We start from the raw sequence: 23,959 nt of genomic DNA on the forward strand, positions 1-23,959 counted from the left end.
CGGGCCCCGCGGGGGGGCCCCGCCCCAGACCCCCCGCGGCGCCCCCGCCGCCGGGATCGCGCTCGGCCGCGCGCAACGCCGCGAGCACGTCGGTGTCCAGGCGTTCCGGCGCTTTCGCACCTTGGGCGGCCAGCTCGTGCACCCGCGACCGGATCGATTCCCAGTCGCCGAAGGCACTGTCGAGGTCGCTGCGGGTTTCGCTGTTGCGGCCCTCGGTGTCGATCGCGGCGTTCAGGTCCACCCGGCCGCTGGAGGCCACCTCGTCCGGCTCTTGCCACGGCGCGCCCACCGGGTTGACGTCGCGGGCGAACCCGGTGGCCGGATCGGCCAGCGCGACAACGTGCCCGCGCACCCGCGGATCGATCCACGCCGCACCCGCCTGCACGTACTTCGGCTGCGCGGTGAGCCGTTGCACCAGGTCATAACCGGCTTCGGCGGTGACGGCTGCCAGGTCGTCCAGGGCGGGCCAGGGCCGCTCGGGGTTGACGTGGTCGGGCGTCAACGGGGAGACGCCGCCCCAGTCGTCCACCCCGGCGGCCACCAGGGCCAGACATTCGTCGCGGGAGACCAGGTTCGGCGGCGCCTGGATGCGCATGCCGGGACCCAGCACCAGCCGGGCAACCGCCACGGTAGCCAGGTAGTCCTCGATTCCGGCGTCGGGCGTGGCGGCCATCGCGGTGTGTTCCTTGGCCCGGAAATTCTGCACGATCACTTCCTGGATGTGCCCGAACTCCTTGTGCGACTTGCGTATCGCATGCAACGTGTCGGCCCGTTCCGCGAGTGTCTCGCCGATGCCCACCAGCAGCCCGGTGGTGAACGGGATGGACAAGCGGCCGGCCTCGGTCAGGGCGCGCAGCCGCACCGCCGGGTCCTTGTCGGGGCTGCCGTAGTGTGCCAGCCCTTTGGTCTCGAACAGCCGTCGCGACGTCGTCTCGAGCATCATGCCCATCGAGGGCGCCACCGGCTTGAGCCGTGACATCTCCGACCAGGTCATCACACCGGGGTTCAGGTGCGGCAGCAGGCCGGTTTCCTCCAGCACCCGGATCGCCATGGCTCGCACGTAGGCCAGGGTGGAGTCATAACCCCGTTCGCCCAGCCACTGGCGCGCTTCCGGCCAGCGGTCCTCCGGCCGGTCGCCCAGCGTGAACAACGCTTCCTTGCAACCCAACTCGGCTCCACGGCGGGCCACGTCGAGGATCTCGTCGGGCTCCATGTACATGCCCATGCCCTGGGCCCGCAACCGGCCCGGGACGGTGACGAAAGTGCAGTAGTGGCAATTGTCCCGGCACAAATGGGTGATCGGCAGGAAGACCTTGCGCGAGTAGCTGATCGGCAATCGACCACCCGGGCCGCGTCGCCCCGCCGACTCGAGGCCCGCGTCCCGCACCCGCGCCGCGCTCGCGCACAGGTCGGCCAGGTCGTCGCCGCGCGCGGCCATCGCGATAGCGGCCTCATCGATATTCAGCGCCACGCCGTCGCGGGCCCGGCGCAGCACGCGTCGCAACGCCGACCCACTCGGGGCCGCAGCGGGCATGACGGGATTGGGCAGAGCCGTCGGCTCGGGTGTCACCGGCACGTTGGTGTAACTTCCCCGCGCTCGAATTTCATCCGCGCGTCCCACCAAGTGAAAACCTGGGCGTCCCGGGTGCCATACGCGCAAGGGTAGCGGCAGACCCGGGTCGGCACACGACTGACCAGTGTCGGCAAATCCGGCGAGCCATTCCGTCGACTCCGGCAAAATTCGCCCGCGATCGCGATACGATCCGTTCGTCGAACAGTTTTGAAAACGAGCAAGGACCGGTGGAATGTCGTTTCTGCAGGCGACGCCGGAGGCGCTGGCAACGGCCGCCTCCAACATCGCCGGCATCGGTACGGAGATCAACTCCGCCAATGCCGCCGCTGCGCTGCCCACCACGAAGCTGGTCGCAGCGGCCGCCGATCAGGTATCGGCCGAGGTCGCGGCGCTGTTCTCTTCGCACGCACAGGGCTACCAGCAGATCAGCGCCCAGGTGGCCGCGTTCCACGACAAGTTCGTGCAGGTACTGGGAGCCGGCGCGAGCTCCTACGCCGCCGCCGAGCGCGGCGCGGCGCAGACGCTGGCCAATGCGGTGGGCGCCCCGACGGCGCAGCTGCTCGGTCAGCCGTTGATAGGCGAGGCCGTGGGCTCGGTGGGCACCGCGGCAGCCAAGGCCGCCGCGCAGGTCCAGGGCGCGCTCCAGGGTGTGGGCAGCAGCTTCCGCAGCTTGCTGGGGCTGCAGCCGACCGGCGCTCCGCTGGCCGCTTCGAGCGCGCTGTTGGGGTCTGCGGCCGAGGCTGCCCCCGCCGCAGTGATACCCGTGTCGTGGGCCACCGCGATCGAAGAGTTCTACCTCGGGATCCAGCCCTATGTGGAATACGGCTTCAACCTTGCCGCGTACCTTGCAGGCTGGCTGCCATACGTCGGCATCCTGGCCCCGCAGATCAACTTCCTCTATTACCTCTTCGAGCCGATGTTCCAGAGCGGCCTGTTCAACACGCTGGACTTCCTGGCTGGAACGGTCACCTTCCAACAGGGACTGAGCAACTTCTGGGCGGTCACCACGGCTTCGGTCAACCAGTTCATCAACACCGAGATCTACTGGTTCTTGAGCTTCTTCCCGCCGCTGCCCCCTCTTCCGCCATTCTTCCCAATCGTCTAGCGCGGCCCTGCCGTACGCGTGTTGCGGCGGAACAGCACCCACACCGGCGGCGCGACGCCCAGCACGATCAACAACAGCGCCGCGTAAGCCATCACTCCCTGGCCGCCGAGGACCACGTCGCCGCCGGGCCCGCCAAGGCTCAGCACGGCGACCGTCAGCAACCACGTCCACAATGGCAACGCGGCCAGTCTGGTCGAGGTGGTCCAGCGGCTCGCGGCCCACACCAGCGCGGCGTTCAGCAGACCACTGAGCAACGCGCTCACCGGGAAGGGAACCGAGCCGATATAAATGGGCAGCAACAGCGCTCCGGCCAGAGCCGACAGAACCCCGTCGACGGCCAACAGCGCTAGAACGACAAATCGGATAGCAGGATCCGTTGCGCCCGTCTCCTCAATAGGGGCGGCGCGCGACGTGGTGTCTGTCAGGTTGGGACGCTGTCGATCTGGGACGCGATCGAACCGAGCACCCACTGCAGACTGTCGAGGCGGTCCTGCCAGTGCTGCAGGTTAGGGTCCAAGTCCGGGTCCATGCGAATTCCTTCCGTGGCTGCCTGTTTGGCAGTTTACGTGTCCCCACCAGCGATGCCCAGACCGGCCAACAGATCCGTTTCCCAGCCCCGCGCATCCCGTGGCCCCGGCTCGCCGGCGACGAGAATGTAATGCTCCTCGGCCAGGATCGGCAGCGCCAGGTTGTTGGACAGGGCGGCGGCACGTCCGGTGGCACCGACGATGAGTTGCGTGGCATGCGCGGCGAGTGCGGCAACTTTGGCGGCATGCGCGTCGGCGTCAGCTTCGATGACGGCACTGATCCGCTCGCTCGGGTAGGTGAACGGGATCATTTCCGCCGGTGGCACCACCCATTCCGGCCGCAGATCCTCAGGCACCAGAGCCTCAACGCCGGCAACCATGGCATCCCGCGACAAGACCGTCCAATAGAACTTCGGCACCGACCACGGCTCGCCCGGGTAGTCGTCGCCTGCGGCGGCGGCCACGGCGGCGGTGGTGACGACGTGCGTGTGGATGTGGTCGGGATGGCCGTAACCCCCATCGGGGTCGTAGGTGACCACCACATGCGGGCGCAGCTCGCGGATCAGCGCCACCAGCGCTCCGACGGCCTCCCGCTCGTCGGCGTCGACGAACCGGCGCCGGCTACGCGGCTCGGTGCCGGCCATGCCGGAATCCCGCCATCGCCCCGCGCCGCCCAGATAGACGGGCTCCCGGACACCGAGGGCATGCAATGCCCGACTGAGCTCGCCGATCCGGTAGCCCCCCAACTGATCCGCGTGGTCGACGGCGAGTTGGGCCCATCGTTCGCCGATTACTTCACCCTCCTCGCCGAGGGTGCACGTGACGACCTGGACCTGCGCGCCACGTGCGGTGTAGTGGGCAATGGTGGCGCCGTTGGCCAGACTTTCGTCGTCGGGATGCGCATGCACGAACAACAGCCGCGGTGTCTCAGGCATGGACGAACCCTACCCGCCGCGGTCCCAGCGACAGCAAAAGCCAGCTTCAGCGAATAATAGGAACGCTTGCGGCTACTATCGACTGATGGCGCAGGCGACCCAAACGACCGCCAGCCGGAGACGCCGGCGCGGGGAAGTACTTGAACGTGCACTTTACGCGGCGACTTTGGCCGAGTTGACCTCAGTCGGGTACGGCGGTCTGACGATGGAAGGCATCGCGGCGCGGGCCCACACCGGCAAGGCCGCCCTTTACCGGCGTTGGACCAGCAAGCACGATCTCGTCCAGGCCGCCATGACGCACACCGTCCCGCCGCTGCCGGAGCCGCGCGCCGGCCGGTCGGCGCGGGAGAACCTGCTTTCGGTGTTCACCGCTCACCGTGATGTGCTGGCAGGAAAGACCGATTTCCCCGGCCTGGAGATCATCAGCCAGCTGCTGCACGAGCCCGAGTTGCGGGCGATCTTCGCCGACGCCGTGGTCTGCCCCCGGTTGAAGATCATCGAATCGATCCTCAATAGCGCTGTGCGGGACGGGGATATCGACGCCGAGTCGCTGACGCCGCTGACCTCCCGGATCGGGCCGGCGTTGATCAATCAGCACTTCATGCTGACCGGAACACCGCCTACCCGGCGCGAATTGGCGCTCGTCGTCGACACGGTGATACCGCCGAGAGCGCCAGTGGATTAACCGGTGAACGGTTCGGTGAACAAGCCGACGAAGTCGGCGCCCGCCATCAGAGCCTGATCGAAAGCACCTACCAGGCCGCCGATCTGGCCACCGTTGAACGTCTGCTGCCCGGTACCCAGCAGCAGGCTCGAGGTGAAGTTCGGCGGCACCGGCGCACCGAAGAACAGATCCACCGCCTGCTGACCGGTACCCAACAACAAGTTCACGGTGTTGAAGCTACGGTTCAAGGTGCCGTTGAGGGCGCTATCGGTACCGAAAACCTGCTGCTCCCAACGCACCTCGTTGGCCACCAATGCCTGGTTGAACGCCAGTTGATTGGACACCAGGTTGGTGTTGAAAGCGATCTGCATCTGCTCCAGCTGCTGGAACGGTGTCAGCGGCGCCGCGACCCCCAACGCCGACAGACCCGCCGCCGCCGTCGGTCCCGTGTCACCTGCGAGCAGACCAATCAAATTGGTCGGAACCATCAAAGCCTGATCGAAAGCACCTACCAGACCACCGATCTGGCCACCGTTGAACACCTGCTGCCCGGAACCCAGCAACAGACTCGACGTAAAGTTCGCCGGCACCGGCGCACCGAAGAACAAGTCCACCGCCTGCTGACCGCTACCCAACAACAGGTTCGCGGCGTTGAAGCTACGGTTCAACGCACCATTGAACGCGCTATCGGTACCGAATAGCTGCCGTTCAAAGGCCACTTCGTTGGCGAGCAACGACTGGTTGAACGCCAGTTGATTGGCCACCAAATTGGTGTTGAAAGCGATCTGCATCTGCTCCAACTGCTGGAACGGCGTCAGCGGCGCCGCGACCCCCAACGCCGACAGACCCGCCGCCGCCGTCGGTCCCGTGTCACCTGCGATCAGACCAATCAAATCGGTCGGAACCATCAAAGCCTGATCGAAAGCACCTACCAGACCACCGATCTGGCCACCGTTGAACACCTGCTGCCCGGAACCCAGCAACAGACTCGAGATGAAGTTCGCCGGCACCGGCGCACCGAAGAACAAGTCCACCGCCTGCTGACCGCTACCCAACAACAGGTTCGCGGCGTTGAAGCTACGGTTCAACGCACCATTGAACGCGCTATCGGTACCGAATAGCTGCCGTTCAAAGGCCACTTCGTTGGCGAGCAACGACTGGTTGAACGCCAGTTGATTGGCCACCAAATTGGTGTTGAAAGCGATCTGCATCTGCTCCAACTGCTGGAACGGCGTCAGCGGCGCCGCGACCCCCAACGCCGACAGACCCGCCGCCGCTGTCGGTCCCGTGTCACCTGCGATCAGACCAATCAAATCGGTCGGAACCATCAGGGCCTGATCGAACGCCCCTACCAGACCACCGATCTGGCCGCCGTTGAACGTCTGCTGCCCAGTACCCAGCAGCAGACTCGAGATGAAGTTCGACGGCACCGGCGCACCGAAGAACAGATTCACCGCCTGCTCACCGGTACCCAACAACAGATTGCCCACATTGAAACTGCGGTTCAATGCGCCATTGAACGCACTCTCGGTACCGAAGAGCTGCCGTTCGAAGGCCACCTCGCTGGCAACGAGCTTTTGGTTGAACGCCAGCTCGTTGGCCACCAGATTGGTGTTGAAGTTGATCTGCATCTGCTCCAACTGCTGGAACGGACTCGCTGTCGCCGCGCTGGCAAGACCCTGTAAAGAGGTGAGGTTGATCGCCTCGGCGCCGGCGTAGGCGTTAACGCCTGCTCTGATGGACTGCACGAACTGTTCGTGGAAACGCGTGATCTGGGCGCTGAGCCGCTGATATTCCTGTCCGTGGGAGCCGAACAGTCCCGCCACGGCAGCCGATATCTCGTCGGCGCCTGCCGGCAGCAACGCCGTCGTCGCGGCGGCAATCGAGTCGCCCGCCGCCCCGATGCTCGAACCGATGCCGGCCAGATCCGCGGCTGCCGCCGACACCAACTCCGGAACCGTGTTCAAAAAAGACATCGCAGTGCTTCCTCCCCAGCGAGCGGCGACCTGCTATGTGGCCGCCGGTTTCGACGATGTGCCGAGGCTAGCCATGGCGGCCGTGCGATGTGTGGGTTTTATGTGGATTTTTATAGTCGGAGTTGAATCAATTTGACAGGCGTTGCGTCCCTAAGACCTGTACTTCGCAGACTGTCGGAATGCGATCGGCCCGTCACCTCGGCAAGGTGACGGGCCGATCGAGAAATACTCGTACTTCGACTCTTGTTCTAGTCGCCGAGGTCTGCCTCTACGTTGCCACCCACGGTGACCTGTCCGGTCAGGACGGCGTTGATGTTGGCCAGCACACCCGGCAGGTCGCCGTTCAGTACCACCTGGATCGGCGTGAAGAGGTTGCTCAGCACCGCGCCGTCGAACAGGAACTTCTGTTCCAGGGCGCCCAACAGGCCGCCGGCCGTGACGCCGCCGAAGACGTCTCCGGTGGCGCTGACCAGCAGACTGCCGGTCACGTCCGTGGCGGGAACGCCGATCAGAGCGTTGATGACCGTCTGGGGCAGACCCACGAAGGCCAGGTTCAACCCGTTGAAGGCGTTGTTGAGCGCACCGTTGAGGGCGCCGCCGGTGCCGAAGATGGACAGTTGCAGCGCCTGCTCGTTGGCGACCAGGTTGGCGTTGAAAGCCAACTGTGCATTGGCCAAGGCCTCCAGGGCGGCCGGCGTCAGGCCGAGTTGGGTCATCAACGCCGCGTCCAGGCCGGGCGCGCCGCCCAGGGCCGCGTTGAGCGACAACAGTTGCTGCACAACACCGGTCAACCCGCCGACGGGCGTGAAGCCACCGCCCAGCGTCAGCGCGGGGTTGAACAGCAGGCTGCCGGTCAGGTCCACCCCCGGCGCACCGACCACCGCGTTGAGCAATTGCTCGCCGGTACCCAAGAAGAGGTTGCCGGCGTTGAACGCATACCCCACCGGCCCGAGCAGAGCACCGGGTCCGAGCAATGCCGACACAAGGGCCTGCTCGTTGGCGACCAGGGAGGCGTTGAACGCTAGTTCGTTGACGACCAGATTGGCCAGGATGCCGCTCTGAATCTGCTCCAAGCCAGCGATTCCGGTCGTCGGAAGCGTTGCGAGACCGTTGACCAGGGCGCTGAGCCCGGCCGTGTCGCCGCTCAACGCACCGGTGAGAGCTGCGTTGAATTGTGCACCCAGGGGCCCAAGCGCACCGTTTATGTTGGCCGCCAGTGCGGGCAGGCTCAGGTTGAAACTGGTTGCCAAATTGTTCAATCCGGCAGTCAGATTCGCGGTCACCGACTCGAAGGTGGGCAGCGGCGGCAGCACCAGACCGAGGTCGAGGTCACCCGCAAGCAATCCGTTCAGCGCCGTGTTCAGGCTGGCGTTCAGGGCCGGGAGGTTGATCCCGAATCCCGCGACCGCGGAGTTGAAGTCAGCCACCAGCGTGGCACCCAGTGCGGGCAGGTCCGGCAGCCCGAGGTTGAGGTTCCCGGACAGGGCGGCATTCAGCGCGCCGTTGAGCTGGGCACCCAGGCTCGACAGATCACCTCCGAAGATGGCCGACAGCGACCCGCCGGTCTGGGTGAGCGCGTTGATGTTGGAGATGAAGTTGTTCGCCAGCGCGCCGCCGGTCTGCACAAGACTGTTCAGGCCCGCATTGATGTTGGCCCCCAACGAGTTACCGGCCTGCACCAGAACGGCCAGATCCGGCAGCGCGGCACTCAGGTTGCCTGAGAGGGCCGCGTTCAGTTGGGCGCCAAAGCCGTTCAACGCCGCGTTGAAGGAACCGGTCAGGCCGCCCAGTCCGAGGTTTGCGTCCAGCGAGCTGTCCACCGCGAGGCTCGAGGCGAAGTTCGCCGGAACCTGTGCTCCAAGAAGGGTATTGATGGCCGTTTGGCCCGCCTCGATGAACGAGTTGGCGACGTTCAGGCCGGAATCCACCGCGGCAGATAGCGCATTGCCGCTGCCGAAGATGGCCTGCCGCAACGCCACTTCGCCACCGACCAACGCCTGGTTGAACGACAACTCAGCATTGACCAGGTTCGCGGTGAAGCCGCCATACAACTCGGCGAAACCCTCGAGCGAGAGGGTCGGCGCGGCCAGCCCATTCACCAGGGCTTGCGCGGTGCCGAGTTCGGCTGCCGCATAGGCGTTCGCGCCCGACGTCACCGCCTGGACGAACCGCTCGTACGACGCCGCCACCTGGGCGCTTATCTGCTGATAGCCCGCCGCGTTCTCGGAGAACAGCGCGGCTATTCCCTGCGAGACTTCGTCGGCGGCCGCAGCAAGCACGCCAGTGGTTGACGCAGCGGCTGTCGCATTGGCGGCGGTGAGCGCCGAACCGATGTTGGACAGATTCGCTGCGAATGCCGCCATTATTTGCGGCTCGACAAAGACAAACGACATTTCGGACCCCTAACCGCACCAATGAATGCTGGCTTCCCCTGTGCCCGATCAGGTGCCCCCTGCCCGAGCGTATCGCCGGGGTTGCCCGCGCGTGCGATTTCCAAACGCAATTTTGATAACAATTTGTCACGAGCCGAACGAGGCCGTAGGGCAGTGCGCTACCTGGCGACTAGATGGGTTGCCACACAGGGATTTTGCGTTTTATGGACCGGTTTTCACCCACTGGCTGGCGTCCGCGACGATGCCGACCGGGACGGCGCCGGTCAGGCTGACGTTCTGCACGCTGGGGCCGGCAGCCACGATTGTGGTGTCTTGCAGGATGGGCAAGACCGTCGACATGTTCCACAGCCGCGGCTCCACCGCGGTGATGACGTCGCTGATGTTCTTGGTCCCGTTGAGCGCCGCGTCGATGTTTGATTGGATGCTGCGATCGCAGATCCCGGTCAGGTTCGACGGCGCTTTCACCAACGCGCCGGGTTCCGGCGGCCGACTGGGAGTCGTCGGGGGCACGGTGGTGCCCGGTTCGGCCTGGGGGGTGCTACCGGCCGTCGCGGTGGTCGATGCCTGCGCGGTCGGCGAGGCGCTCGGGTTGGGGATCTCGGTTGCCTGCAACGCGGGGCAGCCGAATCGGGATGCCAGCGAGGTGGCCAGGTTCCCGCCGGCCTGATGCCAGCCCACCAGCGCGTCCACTTGGTGGTTCTTCAAGGCGTCGCGGTAGAGCGTCACCGGGTCCAGGGCCAGCACGCTGGCGGCGATGCCGACGTTGCGCAACTGGTCGGCGGCGGTGTTGGCCACCGCCACCGAGGTCGGATCGTTGGCAGCTACCCCGATGACCAGTGTCAGCTGCTTGCCGTCCTTGCTGATCTGGCCATGGACCACTTCCCCGGTAGGCGTGGTGCTGACCGGCGTAGTCGTCGAACTTGTGCCGGGAGTCGGGGTCACCGTGTTGCTGCTCTCGATCTGGAACCCGGACGCTTCCAGCAGCCCGAGCGCAGCCGTCCGGCTCATCGCCGGCGGCGCGGTGGGCACATAGCCGGGATCGCTGGGTGACCGGATCTGCGCTTGGTCCAGGGTGACGGTGTTGTCGCTCCCGGCCCCCACGGCGGCGAGCAGGTCGACATCCAGCAGCCCCAGGATCGCCTTGCGGACCTGACTGTCGGACAGCTTCGGCTCGTTGGCACGCAGCGTCAACTGCATGACGCGTGGTGTGACGATGCGGGCCGTCCGCACGTCGGGGATGGCCGAGAGCTGAGCGAAGGCGGCCGAACCGCCGTGCACCTGGGCCACCTGAGTGTCGCCGTTGCGCACCGAATCGGCCAGCGCGGCCGGCGCACCGGCCCGGCGGAACTGGATCAGCCCGGGTTTCGCGGGCGGCCCCCAGAACCGGTCGTTGCGGGCGATCAGGATCTCGTCGCGCTGGGGATCGATGTTCTCCACCCGGAACTGTCCGCCGGTCACCGGCAGCGCACGCGCCAGCCCGGCCGAAAATCCGCCGGATACATCTTTAACTATGTGCGCCGGCAGCAGATTGTTGAACAGTTCCCGCCACGCCGGGTACGGCTGGCTGAAAGTGACGACGGCCTGCTTGCCACCATCCAGCGACTGCACCGCGGTGATCAGGTCGTAGCCGGCCGGGTCCACAACGCCGGGCTGGGTGGCCATCTGCTGCCACAGGTACCAGAAGTCGTCGGCGCCGATCGGGGCGTTGTCGGTCCACTGCGCTTCCGGGCGGATCTTATAAGTGACGGTGAACGGGTTCTCGTTCGTGACGTCGGCCGAGACCAGCAGCGTCGAATCCATCTCCCAACGCGAACCTGTCGACGCACTCGGATCGGGGACGGGCCGGAACGCGCTCGGCAGCACCAGCGCGGCGATCGCCGCATTCACCGCTGACAGGTCCGACAACAGGTGGGGATTGAATCCGGCACCGATCGAGTCGATGCCCATGATGATCTGCGTGGGACGCTGCGGTGGCGGCGGCGTGCTGTGCGGTGTGTCGGTGCTCTGCGGCGCCGGCGGTGGACTCACCGTGCAGCCCGACAGCGCCAGTCCGATGACCGCGACGAGGGCGCCGACCGCTAACAGAACGTGCCGGGCCCGGTGCAACACGCCCATCAGGGTAGCGAGGCCCACCCGGCCTACCCGCGGGCCTTCGCCCGAGCCTTCGCGCGGGCGCGCAAGGTGGCATCCAATTCGACCTTGCGGACCCGCACGATCTCCGGGGTGACCTCGACGCATTCGTCGGGCGCGCAGAACTCCATGGCCCGCTCCAGGTCGAGCTCGAGCGGTTTGGCCAGCGTTTCCATCACATCGGCGGTCGACGACCGCATGTTGGTCAGCTTCTTCTCCCGGGTGACGTTGATATCCAGGTCCTCCGGACGCGGGTTGATGCCGACGACCATGCCCTCATAGGTGTCCTGACCGGGCTCGACGAAGAACTGGCCACGATCGGCGAGTTGCAGCAGCGCGAACGGGGTGATGACGCCGGAACGGTCCGACACCAGCGAGCCGGTGTGCCGGGCGCGGATCTCACCGGCCCAAGGCCGGTAGCCGTCGAACACGGCGTTGGCGATGCCGGTGCCGCGGGTGAGGGTGAGGAAGTCGGTGCGGAAGCCGATCAGGCCGCGGCTGGGCACGATGAAGTCCATCCGGACCCAGCCGGCGGCGTGGTTGGTCATCTCTTCCATCCGGCCCTTGCGGCCGGCCATCAGCTGAGTGATCGCGCCGACGAACTCCTCGGGGCAGTCGATCGTCATCGCCTCGAACGGTTCGTGCAGCTTTCCGTCGATGGTGCGGGTCACCACCTGCGGCTTGCCGACGGTGAGCTCGAACCCCTCGCGGCGCATCTGTTCGACCAGCACGGCCAGCGCCAGCTCACCGCGGCCCTGCACCTCCCACGCATCGGGGCGCCCGATGTCGACCACCCGAATCGACACGTTGCCGATCAGCTCGGTGTCCAGTCGGCTGCGCACCATCCGCGCGGTCAGCTTGTGGCCGGACACCTTGCCGGCCAGCGGCGAGGTGTTGGTGCCGACCGTCACCGAGATGGCGGGTTCGTCGACGGTGATGCGCGGCAACGCATGGGCGTGGTCCGGATCGGCCAGCGTGTCGCCGATCATGATCTCGGGCAATCCGGCGACGGCGACAATATCTCCGGCGACCGCCTCGTCGGTGGGGCTGCGTTCGACGCCCTCGGTGGCCAGCAACTCGGTGATCTTGGCGCTGGTGATGACGGGCAGCCCATCCACCTCGCGCATCCACGCCACCTGCTGGCCCTTGCGCAGCTTGCCGTTGTAGATGCGGATCAGCGCGAGCCGGCCTAAGAATGGTGAGGCATCGAGGTTGGTGACCAGCGCCTGCAGCGGAGCCTCCGGATCGCCCGAGGGCGGTGGGATGTGCTCCATCAGCACGTCGAACAGCGGGTCGAGGTTGTCACCGGCGGGCGCCTGGCCGTCCGCCGGTTGTTCGGTGCTTGCGATGCCGGCGCGCCCGGACGCGTAGAGCGTCGGCAGCCCCAGCGCGTGCTCGGCGGCCGCGGCCGCTTCCTCGTCGAGGTCGGAGGCGACGTCGAGCAGCAGGTCGTGACTGGCCTCCACGACCTCCTCGATGCGGGCGTCCGGTCGGTCGGTCTTGTTTACGACGAGGATCACCGGCAGATGCGCCTGCAGCGCCTTGCGCAGCACGAACCGCGTCTGCGGCAGCGGGCCCTCGGACGCGTCGACCAGCAGCAGGACGCCGTCCACCATGGACAGGCCGCGCTCCACCTCGCCCCCGAAGTCCGCGTGACCCGGGGTGTCGATCACGTTGATCACTGTGACCGTTCCATCCGGGTTGTGGCGGTGCACGGCGGTGTTCTTGGCCAGGATGGTGATGCCCTTTTCCTTTTCGAGATCACCGCTGTCCATGATGCGTTCCTGGGTGTCGTCGCCGCGGTGGGTCAGGGCGCCGGACTGCCGCAGCATCGCATCGACCAGGGTGGTTTTGCCATGGTCGACGTGGGCGACGATGGCGACATTACGAAATGGCACGTCGGTGATTGTTTCAGCGCAGGCCCGTCAATGGCGAACTGAGCAGCTCAGGAGGCTATTGAGCGCGCCGCCATCACCACCCGCGCCGGCGCGGCGCTGAACCGACCAATTGGTGTTTATCGGCCACATCGCGGCTGCGATAGACGATGTAGGGCCGGAACAGGTAGGCCACCGGCGCGCTGAAGGCGTGCACCAGGCGGGTGAACGGCCACAGCGCAAAGAGCAGCAACGCGATCAGCACGTGAATCTGGTAGTACACCGCCGCGTGCGCCATCAGGTCCCCGCGCGGGTCCAGGATCCAGATCGACCGGAACCAGACCGACACCTTCTGCCGATAGTCGTGTAGTTCGCCGAAGTGCGTGGCGCCCATCAGCGTGCAACTCAAACCGGCCACCAGCGCACACGCCAGCGCCACGTACATCAACTTGTCGTTGCGCGTGGTCGCCAGCCGGACCGGTCCGCGGGTGCGCCGCCGGTAGACGAGCAACCCGATGCCCAGCAGGGTCGCGAAACCCGCTGGCAGGCCGAGCATCAGCGCTTGCAGGTGATAGAGGTGATCGCTCATCCCGATCGCCCTGGTCCAGGACTCCGGAATGAACAGACCGCTGATATGGCCCATGATCACCGCGAGACTGCCGAAGTGGAACAGCGGACTGCCGATCGAAAGCAACCGTGACTCGTAGAGCTGGGATGAGCGGGTTGTCCAGCCGAACTTGTCGTAGCGGTACCGCCACCAGGTGCCGACGATCACGATCGCCAGCACGACGTAAGGCGCGTCGTCCCAAAAGATTTGCAGTAGGTTCATGCCGAGCCTCGTCGGGGTGGAACGGTCAGGGTGAACGGTTGCAGGCCAACCGCTTCCGCGGGCGGGCCGGATTCGGTAAGCCGCTGCGCGCGGTCCGGGTCGCCGGCCGCCGGCAGCGTCTCGCATACGGCCGCCACTGCGTACTGGTAAGGCGATCCGGCATCGGTCAACGCCTTTTGCAGCACGTCGATCGAGGTCCGATGCGCGGCCAGCAACCGGTGCCCGGCCTGTGGGTCGACGGTGGCGGCGAATTCCAGCACGACGGGCAGATAGTCGGGTGACTCCTTGGCCGGCGGCTCGACGCCCGCATCCCGGTACGTACTGGCGAAGTTCAGCATCTCGCGTCCGCGGTTGCGGGTGTCGCCGGCGGTCCAGTACGTCAAATACATGGTGGCGCGTCGCCGCAAGTCGAAGGTCTCGACGTAATGCATTGCGGCATCGAGCGTTTCATACTGGCGCAAGCCGGCCACGGTTTGGCTGAGCAGGTGCTGCGCCCGGCCACCGAGGTGGCCCGACAGTTCGTCGACGAGCTGCAGGCGCCGGGTGAAACCCTCATCGGGATAGGCCAGCAGCAACGAGGCCGCCTGCCACACCCCGCGATCCTGTACGAGGTGGGCGTGTTGCTTCCCGCGCGACAACAGCTTCATCGGTTCGCCCGCATCGGGAACAGGTCGGCGGGCCTGCCGGCGCCGTCCCAGTTCAGCAAATTTGTCTGCCGCCGCTTTACCGCGTGGAACGTCTCCACCGACACCGGCGTGGGGCCGGATTCGTACATGCCCGGCCCGCCGTCGAATGACAGCGAGCAGCCCATTTCACCGCCTGAGGCGCCGGGCAAGTCCGCTGAGTATGCGGTCGGAATGACATAGCGCTCTTCATATTTGGCGATCGCCAGCAACCGGTACATCTCATAGATCTGCTCCTCGGTCATCCCGACGGCGTGCGGGATGTGCGGCTGGGTGTCCCGGCCCAGGTTGATGTCGCGCATATAGGAGCGCATCGCGGCCAACCGCCGCAACACCCCGGCGACGACGTCGGTGTCGCCCGCGGTGAACAGCTCGGCCAGGTACTGCAGTGGGATGCGCAGCGCTTCCAGGGCGCCGAACAGGTTGCCCAGATCCTCGCCGTCGTGCCCGTCGTGGCTGACCGCGTCGACCACCGGCGACAACGGTGGGATGTACCAAACCATCGGCATGGTGCGGTATTCCGGGTGCAGCGGAAGCGCTACCCGGTAGGTGTTGATCAGCGCGTAGACCGGTGAGCGCTGCGCGGCCTCGATCCATTCCTCCGAAATGCCTTGCGCCCGGGCACCGGCGATCACCTCGGGGTCACGCGGATCCAGGATGATCCGCCGCTGCGCCTCGTAGAGATCGGTGTCCTTCTCCACCGAGGCGGCTTCGAGCACCCGGTCCACGTCGTAGAGCACCAACCCCAGATAGCGCAGCCGTCCCACGCAGGTTTCCGAACACACGGTGGGCAGGCCGACCTCGATGCGGGGGTAGCACATGGTGCACTTCTCGGCTTTGCCGGTCTGGTGGTTGAAATACACCTTCTTGTAGGGGCATCCGGAAACGCACATCCGCCAGCCACGGCAACGGTCCTGGTCCACCAGCACAATGCCGTCCTCGCTGCGTTTGTACATCGCACCCGACGGGCAGGAGGCGACGCAGGACGGATTGAGGCAGTGTTCGCAGATCCGCGGGAGGTAGAACATGAAGGTCTCTTCGAGCTTCAGCCGCACCTCTTCGCTGATCTTCTTCAGGATCGGGTCGCCGGGCACGATTTCCGTTGAGCCGGCGAGGTTGTCGTCCCAGTTCGAACCCCAGGACACCTTCATCGGCTCGCCGGTGAGCTGGCTGCGCGGTGCGGCCGTCGGGAAGGTGTCTCCGGCCGGTGCCTGGGTCAGATTTTCGTAGTCGTAGGTCCACGGCTCGTAGTAATCCGAGATGGTGGGCAGATTGGGGTTGGCGAAAATCCGCAACAACTTCGACAACCGCCCGCCATCCCGCAATCGCAGGCGTCCCTTGTTGTCCCGGACCCATCCGCCGCGCCACCGGTTCTGATCCTCATAGCCACGTGGATAACCCACGCCGGGACGGGTTTCGACGTTGTTGAACCATACGTACTCGGTGCCCGAGCGATTGGTCCATGCCTGCTTGCATGTCACCGAGCAGGTATGGCAGCCAATGCATTTGTCGAGGTTCATCACCATCGCCATTTGCGCCATGACCTTCATGTCAGTACCTGACCTCCTGGCTGCGGCGCCGCACCACGGTCACCTCGTCACGCTGGTTCCCGGTGGGACCGAGATAGTTGAACGCGAACGAGTGCTGCCCGTAGCCACCCGCCAAATGACTGGGCTTGATTCGCACCCGGGTCAGGGCGTTGTGGTTGCCGCCGCGCTTGTTGTTGGTTTCGGTGCGCGGCGTGTCGACGGTGCGCTCCTGCACGTGGTAAACGAACACCACCCCGTCGGGCATCCGGTGCGAGACGATGGCCCGGCACACGTAGATGCCGTTGGCGTTCACCGCTTCGACCCAATCATTGTCGCGCACACCGATTTTGGCAGCATCCCCCGGACTCATCCACATGGTCGGGCCGCCCCGCGACAGCGACAGCATGTAAAGGTTGTCCTGGTAGGTCGAATGGAACGACCACTTGGAATGCGGCGTCAGATACCGCACGGTGAGCCCGATTCCGCCCGAACCGTCCGGGGATGGGCCGAGCTGCGGTTGATCGAACAGCCGCGCCATGTCCAGCGGCGGCCGGTATACCGGCAGTTGTTCGCCGAGTTCCTCGATCCAGTCATGCGCCAGGTAGAAGTGCATCCGGCCGGTCAGGGTGTGAAACGGCTTGAGGTGCTCGATGTTGATGGTGAAGGGGGCGTAGCGACGGCCACCGGTCTCGCTGCCCGACCATTCCGGGCTGGTGATCACCGGGACCGGCCGCGCCTGCGTGTCGGCGTAAGTGATCCGTTTCTCTTCGCTTCCCTCGGCCAGTTGCACCAACCGTTGGCCGGTGCGTTTTTCCAGCTCGAGGAAACCTTCGACGGCCAGCCGGCCGTTGCAGGTTCCCGACAGGGCCAGGATGGTGTCGGCCATCCGCTGGGCGGTGGTGATCGCCGGTCGCCCGGCACCGGCTCCGGAGTTCATCACGCCGAATTTGCTTGCCAGTTCGCTGATCTCCCGGAACGGGTGAACCGTGTAGCCCTTGACGGTCACGCCGAACTTGTCGATCAGGGGTCCCAGGGTCAACCATTTGTCGTAGATCGCGGTGTAGTCGCGCTCCACGACGCTCAGCTTGCTCATCGTCCGGCCCGGGACCGGGACTTCGCCGGTGTGCAACCAATCGCGTTCGGTCCCATCGGGACAGGCCATCTCGTCGGGGGTGTCATGTTGCAGCGCGGTCAGCACCACGTCCGCGCGCGTGCCCAGGTGGCGGCGGGCCAGCATGCTGAAGGTGCGCGCGATAGCGGCGAATGCGTCGAAGTCCGAACGCGTTTCCCACGGCGGGTCGATCGCCGGGCTGAACGCGTGCACGTACGGGTGCATGTCGGTGCTGGACAGGTCGGCCTTCTCGTACCACGTCGCCGCCGGCAGCACCACATCGGAGACCAGCGTGGTCGACGTCATACGGAAGTCGATCGACATCATCAGGTCGAGCTTGCCCTCGGGAATATCGTTATCCCACACCACGTCCCGCGGCTTCACACCGTCGGTGGCGGGTTCGGCCTGCACGTTGGAGTCGGTGCCCAGCAGGTGCCGCAGAAAGTATTCGCCACCCTTGCCCGAGGAGCCGATCAGGTTTGCCCGCCACACCGTCAACACCCGAGGCCAGTTGACCGGGTTGTCCGGGTCGGTGACCGAGAGCTTGAGCTTGCGCTCGGCCAGCTGCTCGGCCACATACTCGCCGACATCGCGGCCGTCGGCCTTCGCCTCGTCGGCGACATCGAGGCTGGACCGGTCGAACTGCGGATAGAACGGGCTCCAGCCCATCGCCGCGGCCGAGGCGAGCAGGTCCATCGTGTGCTTGCCGGCGAACCTGCCGCGGCCCAGCGGGCTGGTCAGCTTGTCCGCGCCGTAGCCGTCGTAGCGCCATTGGTCGGTGTGGGCATACCAGTACGACGCGCCCGGCACCTGTCGCGGCGGGCGCGCCCAGTCCGTGGCGTTGGCCATGGTCTGCCACCCGGTCAGCGGACGGACCTTCTCCTGACCGACGTAGTGCGCCCAACCGCCGCCGTTGCGTCCCATCGAACCGGTCAACATCAACAACGCCAGCACCGACCGGTACATCACGTCGCTATGGAACCAGTGGCAGATTCCGCCGCCCATGATCACCATGGACCGGCCGCCGGATTCCTTTGCGTTGCGGGCGAATTCCCTGGCAACGCGAACGGCCTGCGCGGCCGGCACTCCGGTGATCGGCTCCTGCCAGGCGGGCGTGTTCGGTTGTGTGGCGTCGTCGTAGCCGGTCGCCCAGTCGCCAGGCAGTCCCGGGCGCCCAACCCCGTAGTTGGCCAGCATCAGGTCGAACACCGTGCACACCAGATGGTTGCCGACCCGGCGCACCGGCACACCGCGCGACACGGTCTGCCCGTGGCCGTCGACGGTGTCAAAGTGGGGCAGGCTGACGAGTTTGGCGCTCCCGTCTTTGTTTTCGACGCTCAACGCCGGGATCACCGCACCGAGATCGAGGTTCCACTTCCCCACCCCGTCCTCGCCGAACCGGAACCCCAGGGAACCCTGCGGAATCACGACAGAGTCGGTGACCTGATCCAGGACTGCGGGTTTGAAGGCCGAATTCTCGACTTCCTCGCCGATGTCGGCCGCGGTCAGGAACTTTCCCGGTACCAGTCGTCCGCCCCGGGCTTCCAGCTTGATCAGGAAGGGCAGGTCGGTGTAGCGGCGCACATAGTCGGTGAAGAACGGAACCTGTTTGCGTACATAGCATTCCGAGAGGATCACATGACCCATCGCCATGGCCAGTGCGGTGTCGGTGCCCGCGGCACATCGCACCCACTCGTCGGCGAACTTGGTGTTGTCGGCGTAGTCGGGACTGACGACCACGACCTTGGTGCCCCGGTAGCGCACCTCGGCCATCCAGTGCGCATCGGGGGTGCGGGTGATCGGGACGTTGGAGCCCCACATCACCAGATACGAAGCGTCCCACCAGTCTCCGGATTCCGGCACGTCCGTCTGATCGCCGAACACCTGGGGCGAGGCCACGGGCAGGTCGGCATACCAGTCGTAGAACGACGTCATCACGCCGCCGATCAGCTCGATGAACCGCGAGCCTGCGGCGTGGCTGACCATCGACATGGCCGGGATCGGGGTGAAGCCGGCGACCCGGTCCGGGCCGTAGGTCTTGATGGTGTGCACATGGGCCGCCGCGATCATCTCGGTCGCCTCGACCCAGCTCACCCGGATCAGTCCGCCTTTGCCGCGGGCCTGCTGGTAGCGGCGCCGTCGCTGGGGATCGGCCTGGATGTCGGCCCAGGCCAGCACCGGGTCACCCAGGCGGGCCTTGGCTTCGCGGTACATCTCCACCAGCACGCCGCGGGCGTAGGGGTAGCGGACCCGGGTGGGCGCATAGCTGTACCAGGAAAAGGAGGCACCCCGCGGGCAACCCCGTGGCTCGTACTCGGGGCGGTCCGGGCCCACCGAAGGGTAGTCGGTTTGCTGGGTTTCCCAGGTGATGATCCCGTCCTTGACGTAGATCTTCCACGAGCACGATCCCGTGCAGTTGACGCCGTGGGTGGATCGCACGACCTTGTCGTGACTCCATCGGTCGCGGTAGAAGACGTCGCCCTCGCGACCGCCGCGCCGGGACACGGTCCGCAGGTCGGCCGATACTTCGCCAGGCGTGAAGAAGCGAGCGCTGCGTGCCAACAGTTCCTCGAGGTGTCCACCGACATGCGGGGTCACAGACAGGACGACCTCCTCCTCATCAGCGCATCGGGTATGGGTTGCCCTTTTCAACAGTTGACGTCGGCAACCTTCAGCCGCCCTGGAAGTTAGCTGTACACGGACTGTGGAAACGTGTCAGGACAGCGCGCGCGTCAGGTCGGCAAGCCAGGCGCGATCCGCCGGCACCCAATCGACGTCGCTGAGTTCGGCCGCGGTCACCCAGCGCAACGCGCGGTGGTCGTCGGCGCGCGGCTCGCCCGTGAGCAGCCGGACCCGGTAGGCCCGCAGGGTCATGGAGGCGCTCAAGGCGACGTCACAACCCAGGCGTTCGTACACCACTACGTCACCCGCCCGCAGGCCGAGTTCTTCGACGAGCTCACGCGCCAGCGCGGCCGGTTCGGTTTCCCCGTCGGCGACCTTGCCGCCGGGCAGCTCCCAGCGGCCCGCCAGTTCCGGCGGACGAGCGCGCTGTGCCACCAGGACCGTGTTGTCGCGGATGATCGCTCCGGCGACGACGATCTGGGTCGGCATGGCCAGTGACGGTATACGGTCGAAACATGGCTGTGTTAACGGATGAGCAAGTAGACGCCGCACTGCCCGAGCTCGACGGCTGGGAACGTGTCGATGGAGCATTGCGACGGTCGGTGAAATTTCCGGAATTTCTGGCCGGAATCGATGCCGTACGCCGGGTGGGTGAAAACGCCGAGGCCAAGGACCACCATCCGGATATCGATATCCGCTGGCGGACAGTGACTTTCGTGCTGGTCACTCATTCAGAAAATGGCATCACCCAAAAGGACATCGATATGGCCCGCGACATCAACGGGATCATCGGCAGCTGAGCGGGCCGCGCGCCCAAACACAACGCGAAATCGCGGGCCAAAAACGGCAACCAGGGTAGGTTCGCGAATATAGGGTGATCCGCGATGACGCTCCATGGCTCGTTGCGGTTGGCCCTCGCCATCGCACTCGCAGCTGCGGGCGTGGCCTGCTCGCATCCGGACACATCCGGCGGCAGCACTCAATCGGGGCCGCCGACCACGGTGGCCCACCCACCCGCGGGCTACGAGCCGGGCAACTGCCCCGCGAACGCCGCGCCGGAGCTGGCCAGGGCTCACTGCGCCACCCTGACCGTCCCCGAAAATCGAACCAAACCGGGCGGGCGGACATTACGGCTGGCCGTCGCCGTCATTCCGTCGGAGACACAACCCCCGACCGCCGACCCGATCCTGTTCATCACCGGCGGCCCGGGTGAGGACGTGCTCATGGATCCCCCGATCGCGCAGGACGTCGGCCTCAACCGCAACCGGGACCTGATACTGCTCGCGCAGCGCGGCAATCACTCGTCACAGCCCGCGCTGACCTGTCCGGAAATCGACCAGTTCTTCGCCCGGCGAGCGGGCCTGGTGTATGACGCGTCCAGCACCGGCGATGAGTACGTCCGAGCGGCGAAGACCTGCCATGACCGGCTGGCCGGCGGGGCGGACCTAGGCGCGTTCAACTCCACCGAGAGCGCCTACGACCTGATAGATCTGCGCAACGCGTTGCACCTCAAGCAGTGGAATCTGTTCTCCCACTCCTACGGCACCGACCTTGCGCTGATCTATTCACGGCTGGACGCACCCGCCATCCGCTCGCTGGTGCTCGACGGAATGACGCCGCCGTCGATCGCGAGCCCAAGCTGGACCTGGGGCAGTGCGCGCGAAGCGTTCGACAACATGATGAGTGCCTGCACCGTCCAACCGGACTGTCAGGCGCGTTATCCGAACCTGGGCGACACGGTCGTGCGGCTGGTCAACGAACTCGAGGCCCATCCGGTCACCACCACGGTCAACGTCCAAGGCGTCGGCGACACGAAGATCGTGCTCGACGGTGGCGCCCTGCTGAACTGGTTCGTTCCGCTGGCGACCCACTTCCCGGCCGAAATGCCTGCCGCGATAGACGAACTCGCGCACGGCAACCCCACGCGGATCGCCAAGCAATGGGCCATGGCTTGGGTGAACCCCGCCAAGGTTGGGGTGATGGGCTGGGGCCTGACGTTGAGCATCTGGTGTAGCGAGTGGGTGCCGTTCGACTCCGCCGAGGACCAGAGTCGGGCGGCCCGTCAAGCTTTTGCGGCGCTGCCCGAATCGGTGCGCGCCCAGGCGCCGCAATTGCCGTTCCTGCGGCAGGCCTGCGCGGCATGGAACGTCCCTAAGGCGTCCGACTGGGTACGCGGGATCAGCGAGGCCACGATGCCGGCGCTGGCACTGTCCGGCAGCTACGACGGGCAAACCGGCGCTGCGTCCGGACAGTATGTGGCCCAGCATCTTCGGCATGCCATCTCGGTGACCGTCCCGGGAGTCGCGCACGGCATCTACGCCGACCGCTGCGGCGCCGCCGTCATCGCGTCGTTCTTCGACAACCCGCAACAACCGGACACCAGCTGCATCAACTCGACCCAACCGGCGACCTACGCGGTCAACCCGCCGCCACCATGACCGGGGCGTTTGACCGTAGGGCCTTGCTGGGCGGCGCGCTGACCGGAGCGGCGACGCTGGCACTGTCCTGCTCCTCACAACCTGCCAAGCCGACGTTGTTCGACGAGCTCGACGCCAAGATCACCGCGGGGATGAAGGCCTACGGGATACCGGGTGCCGCGGTGGGAGTCTGGACCGGTGGCCGGGAGTACATCAAGGGCTACGGCGTCACCAATGTCGACCATCCCGTTCCCGTCGACGGTGATACCGTTTTCCGGATCGGCTCCACCACAAAGACATTCACCGGCACCGCGATCATGCGTCTGGTGGATGCGGGCAAGGTCTCACTGGATGCCCCGGTGCGCAGGTATCTGCCCGACTTCGCCGTCGCCGACCCCGACGTAAGCGCCGCGGTGACGGTGCGCCAGCTGCTCAACCACACCTCGGGCTGGCTGGGCGACGACGTCCAGGACTTCGGCATCGGCGACGACGCGCTGGCCCGGTACGTCGCCTCACTGACGCGGCTTCCGCAGCTCAATCCGCCCGGTGCGGTATTCGCTTACAACAACGCGGGATTGGCGGTAGCGGGCCGGATCGTCGAAGTGGTGTCCGGTACGACCTACGAGTCGGCAATACAGAGCCTGCTGCTGGATCCCCTGCAACTGGGCCACACTCACTTCTTCTCCGACCAGTTGACGGGTTTGAGCGTGGCGACGCCGCACAATGTGGTCGACGGGAAACCAGTTGTCGACAACGGTTTTTGGGCCTTCCCGCGCAGCTGCAATCCCACCGGAGGGCTGATATCCAGTGTGCGGGATCAGTTGCGCTATGCCAGGTTTCACCTCGGCGACGGAACGGCACCCAACGGCACCCGGCTGCTCAGTGAGCAGGCGCTGGAGTCGATGCGCGCCAATCCCGGCGCCGGCGGCACACTGCAGGTCGAGCTGACCGGTATGGGTGTGGCCTGGATGCTGCGCCCGTCGGCCGAGGACAAGCTGATCGTTCAGCACGGCGGAACGTGGAGCGGCCAGCGCTCCGGGTTCGTCATGGTGCCGGCCCGCGACTTCGCGATGACGTTGCTGACCAATTCCGAAGGCGGCGCGCAACTCACCGTCGACCTTTTCGCGGATGACTGGGCGCTGCGCCGCTTCGCCAACGTCACCAACCTGCCCGCGACCGTCCAGCATCTCAGCGCTGGCGACCTGGCGCCGTACCAGGGACGCTATGTCGCCGAGTCGATTCCGGAGTCCGGCGAGCTTGAGCGCGTGATCATTGAATTCCGTTCCGGCAACGGCCAACTGGACGGCACGATGGGCTCCGATGACCCCACGGCGGGTCGCAGCCGGATGGGTCTGGCGTTCTACCGGCCGGACTACGGGCTTGATCTGGGGCCGGACGGCCAGCCGGTGGGCACCCGATCGAATTTCGTCCGCGATCCGGTGGGCAACATCATCTGGTTCCGCAGCCACGGGCGGCTGTTTCGGCGCGAATACCCGGTCTGACGCTCGCCGACCGTCGCCGAGCGTCACGCCAGAGTGACGGTCAACGGTGAGTGCCACGCTGGCGTGACGCTGTGTCTTTTACACCTCTG

Annotated in this window: 17 protein-coding genes; 5 read left to right on the forward strand and 12 right to left on the reverse strand. The window is 66.0% G+C overall.

Features of this window, described 5'->3' with window-relative positions; translation table 11 throughout:
• Window positions 1–1,534, reverse strand: a 1,534-nt coding sequence (gene cofG, locus A9X01_RS10345) for a 7,8-didemethyl-8-hydroxy-5-deazariboflavin synthase CofG (protein WP_155772021.1), incomplete at its 3' end; no start/stop codon positions are given.
• Window positions 1,535–1,805: 271 nt separating this feature from the next.
• Here cofG and A9X01_RS31845 point away from each other — a divergent pair.
• Window positions 1,806–2,678 carry a PE family protein gene (locus A9X01_RS31845; RefSeq protein ID WP_065120674.1) on the forward strand — a complete coding sequence of 291 codons (873 nt, stop codon included), beginning with the start codon at window positions 1,806–1,808 and terminating at the stop codon, window positions 2,676–2,678.
• On the opposite strand, the gene A9X01_RS10355 is transcribed toward A9X01_RS31845, so the two are convergent.
• Both A9X01_RS10355 and mshB read right to left on the reverse strand, forming a co-directional pair.
• Entirely contained in the window at window positions 2,675–3,148 is a 474-nt protein-coding gene (locus tag A9X01_RS10355) for a hypothetical protein (protein ID WP_065120675.1), read from the reverse strand. The two genes, A9X01_RS31845 and A9X01_RS10355, sit on opposite strands and share 4 nt — an antisense overlap.
• Window positions 3,149–3,240: 92 nt before the next feature.
• Complete coding sequence (gene mshB, locus A9X01_RS10360; RefSeq protein ID WP_065120676.1) at window positions 3,241–4,140, reverse strand: N-acetyl-1-D-myo-inositol-2-amino-2-deoxy-alpha-D-glucopyranoside deacetylase; 900 nt, start codon at window positions 4,138–4,140, stop codon at window positions 3,241–3,243.
• A gap of 85 nt (window positions 4,141–4,225) precedes the next feature.
• Here mshB and A9X01_RS10365 point away from each other — a divergent pair, with 85 nt between their 5' ends.
• On the forward strand, window positions 4,226–4,825 hold the full coding sequence (locus A9X01_RS10365) for a TetR/AcrR family transcriptional regulator (protein ID WP_065120677.1): 600 nt from the start codon (window positions 4,226–4,228) through the stop codon (window positions 4,823–4,825).
• On the opposite strand, the gene A9X01_RS31305 is transcribed toward A9X01_RS10365, so the two are convergent.
• The 9 genes from A9X01_RS31305 to A9X01_RS10410 form a co-directional block, all read right to left on the reverse strand.
• Window positions 4,822–6,780 (reverse strand): PE family protein, encoded by a 1,959-nt coding sequence (locus A9X01_RS31305; protein ID WP_065120678.1) that lies wholly within the window; start codon window positions 6,778–6,780, stop codon window positions 4,822–4,824. The genes A9X01_RS10365 and A9X01_RS31305 overlap by 4 nt on opposite strands.
• 248 nt (window positions 6,781–7,028) lie before the next feature.
• Complete coding sequence (locus A9X01_RS31850; RefSeq protein WP_065120679.1) at window positions 7,029–9,173, reverse strand: PE family protein; 2,145 nt, start codon at window positions 9,171–9,173, stop codon at window positions 7,029–7,031.
• 201 nt (window positions 9,174–9,374) lie between these two features.
• Window positions 9,375–11,288, reverse strand: coding sequence for an ABC transporter family substrate-binding protein (locus tag A9X01_RS10380; RefSeq protein ID WP_065120680.1), 1,914 nt, complete (start codon window positions 11,286–11,288; stop codon window positions 9,375–9,377).
• Between the two features lie 23 nt (window positions 11,289–11,311).
• The gene (gene typA / locus A9X01_RS10385; RefSeq protein WP_065120681.1) at window positions 11,312–13,201 is read right to left on the reverse strand and encodes a translational GTPase TypA; all 1,890 of its coding nucleotides are present in this window, start codon (window positions 13,199–13,201) and stop codon (window positions 11,312–11,314) included.
• 73 nt (window positions 13,202–13,274) lie between these two features.
• Window positions 13,275–14,006: a respiratory nitrate reductase subunit gamma gene (gene narI / locus A9X01_RS10390; protein ID WP_065120682.1), complete on the reverse strand. Its 732-nt coding sequence runs from the start codon at window positions 14,004–14,006 to the stop codon at window positions 13,275–13,277.
• Window positions 14,003–14,653 (reverse strand): nitrate reductase molybdenum cofactor assembly chaperone, encoded by a 651-nt coding sequence (gene narJ / locus A9X01_RS10395; protein ID WP_065120683.1) that lies wholly within the window; start codon window positions 14,651–14,653, stop codon window positions 14,003–14,005. The genes narI and narJ overlap by 4 nt, the downstream gene beginning before the upstream one ends.
• Window positions 14,650–16,239, reverse strand: coding sequence for a nitrate reductase subunit beta (gene narH / locus A9X01_RS10400; RefSeq protein WP_065120684.1), 1,590 nt, complete (start codon window positions 16,237–16,239; stop codon window positions 14,650–14,652). Before narH ends, narJ begins: the two co-directional genes overlap by 4 nt.
• 1 nt (window position 16,240) lies before the next feature.
• Window positions 16,241–19,933, reverse strand: coding sequence for a nitrate reductase subunit alpha (locus tag A9X01_RS10405; RefSeq protein ID WP_065120689.1), 3,693 nt, complete (start codon window positions 19,931–19,933; stop codon window positions 16,241–16,243).
• 111 nt (window positions 19,934–20,044) lie between these two features.
• The gene (locus tag A9X01_RS10410) at window positions 20,045–20,440 is read right to left on the reverse strand and encodes a (deoxy)nucleoside triphosphate pyrophosphohydrolase (RefSeq protein WP_065120685.1); all 396 of its coding nucleotides are present in this window, start codon (window positions 20,438–20,440) and stop codon (window positions 20,045–20,047) included.
• Window positions 20,441–20,466: 26 nt separating this feature from the next.
• Between A9X01_RS10410 and A9X01_RS10415 the strand changes: the two genes are divergently transcribed.
• The 3 genes from A9X01_RS10415 to A9X01_RS10425 all read left to right on the forward strand — a co-directional run bounded on the left by A9X01_RS10415 (window position 20,467) and on the right by A9X01_RS10425 (window position 23,870).
• Window positions 20,467–20,751 carry a 4a-hydroxytetrahydrobiopterin dehydratase gene (locus A9X01_RS10415; RefSeq protein WP_065120686.1) on the forward strand — a complete coding sequence of 95 codons (285 nt, stop codon included), beginning with the start codon at window positions 20,467–20,469 and terminating at the stop codon, window positions 20,749–20,751.
• An 84-nt stretch (window positions 20,752–20,835) separates the two neighbouring features.
• Window positions 20,836–22,389: an alpha/beta hydrolase gene (locus tag A9X01_RS10420; protein WP_065120687.1), complete on the forward strand. Its 1,554-nt coding sequence runs from the start codon at window positions 20,836–20,838 to the stop codon at window positions 22,387–22,389.
• A complete protein-coding gene (locus tag A9X01_RS10425) occupies window positions 22,386–23,870 on the forward strand; it encodes a serine hydrolase domain-containing protein (RefSeq protein ID WP_081282305.1) in 1,485 nt (494 codons plus the stop codon). Before A9X01_RS10420 ends, A9X01_RS10425 begins: the two co-directional genes overlap by 4 nt.
• The last annotated feature ends 89 nt before the right edge of the window (window positions 23,871–23,959 follow it).

The sequence above is a fragment of the Mycobacterium asiaticum genome, assembly GCF_001668675.1.
GTDB lineage: Bacteria > Actinomycetota > Actinomycetes > Mycobacteriales > Mycobacteriaceae > Mycobacterium > Mycobacterium asiaticum_D.

Coding starts and splice junctions, on each gene's coding strand:
- A9X01_RS31845 (WP_065120674.1), top strand. CDS start 1,806: ATGTCGTTTCTGCAGGCGACGCCGGAGGCGCTGGCAACGGCCGCCTCC.
- mshB (WP_065120676.1), bottom strand. CDS start 4,140: ATGCCTGAGACACCGCGGCTGTTGTTCGTGCATGCGCATCCCGACGAC.
- A9X01_RS10365 (WP_065120677.1), top strand. CDS start 4,226: ATGGCGCAGGCGACCCAAACGACCGCCAGCCGGAGACGCCGGCGCGGG.
- A9X01_RS31305 (WP_065120678.1), bottom strand. CDS start 6,780: ATGTCTTTTTTGAACACGGTTCCGGAGTTGGTGTCGGCGGCAGCCGCG.
- A9X01_RS31850 (WP_065120679.1), bottom strand. CDS start 9,173: ATGTCGTTTGTCTTTGTCGAGCCGCAAATAATGGCGGCATTCGCAGCG.
- A9X01_RS10380 (WP_065120680.1), bottom strand. CDS start 11,288: ATGGGCGTGTTGCACCGGGCCCGGCACGTTCTGTTAGCGGTCGGCGCC.
- narI (WP_065120682.1), bottom strand. CDS start 14,006: ATGAACCTACTGCAAATCTTTTGGGACGACGCGCCTTACGTCGTGCTG.
- narJ (WP_065120683.1), bottom strand. CDS start 14,653: ATGAAGCTGTTGTCGCGCGGGAAGCAACACGCCCACCTCGTACAGGAT.
- narH (WP_065120684.1), bottom strand. CDS start 16,239: ATGAAGGTCATGGCGCAAATGGCGATGGTGATGAACCTCGACAAATGC.
- A9X01_RS10410 (WP_065120685.1), bottom strand. CDS start 20,440: ATGCCGACCCAGATCGTCGTCGCCGGAGCGATCATCCGCGACAACACG.
- A9X01_RS10415 (WP_065120686.1), top strand. CDS start 20,467: ATGGCTGTGTTAACGGATGAGCAAGTAGACGCCGCACTGCCCGAGCTC.
- A9X01_RS10420 (WP_065120687.1), top strand. CDS start 20,836: ATGACGCTCCATGGCTCGTTGCGGTTGGCCCTCGCCATCGCACTCGCA.
- A9X01_RS10425 (WP_081282305.1), top strand. CDS start 22,386: ATGACCGGGGCGTTTGACCGTAGGGCCTTGCTGGGCGGCGCGCTGACC.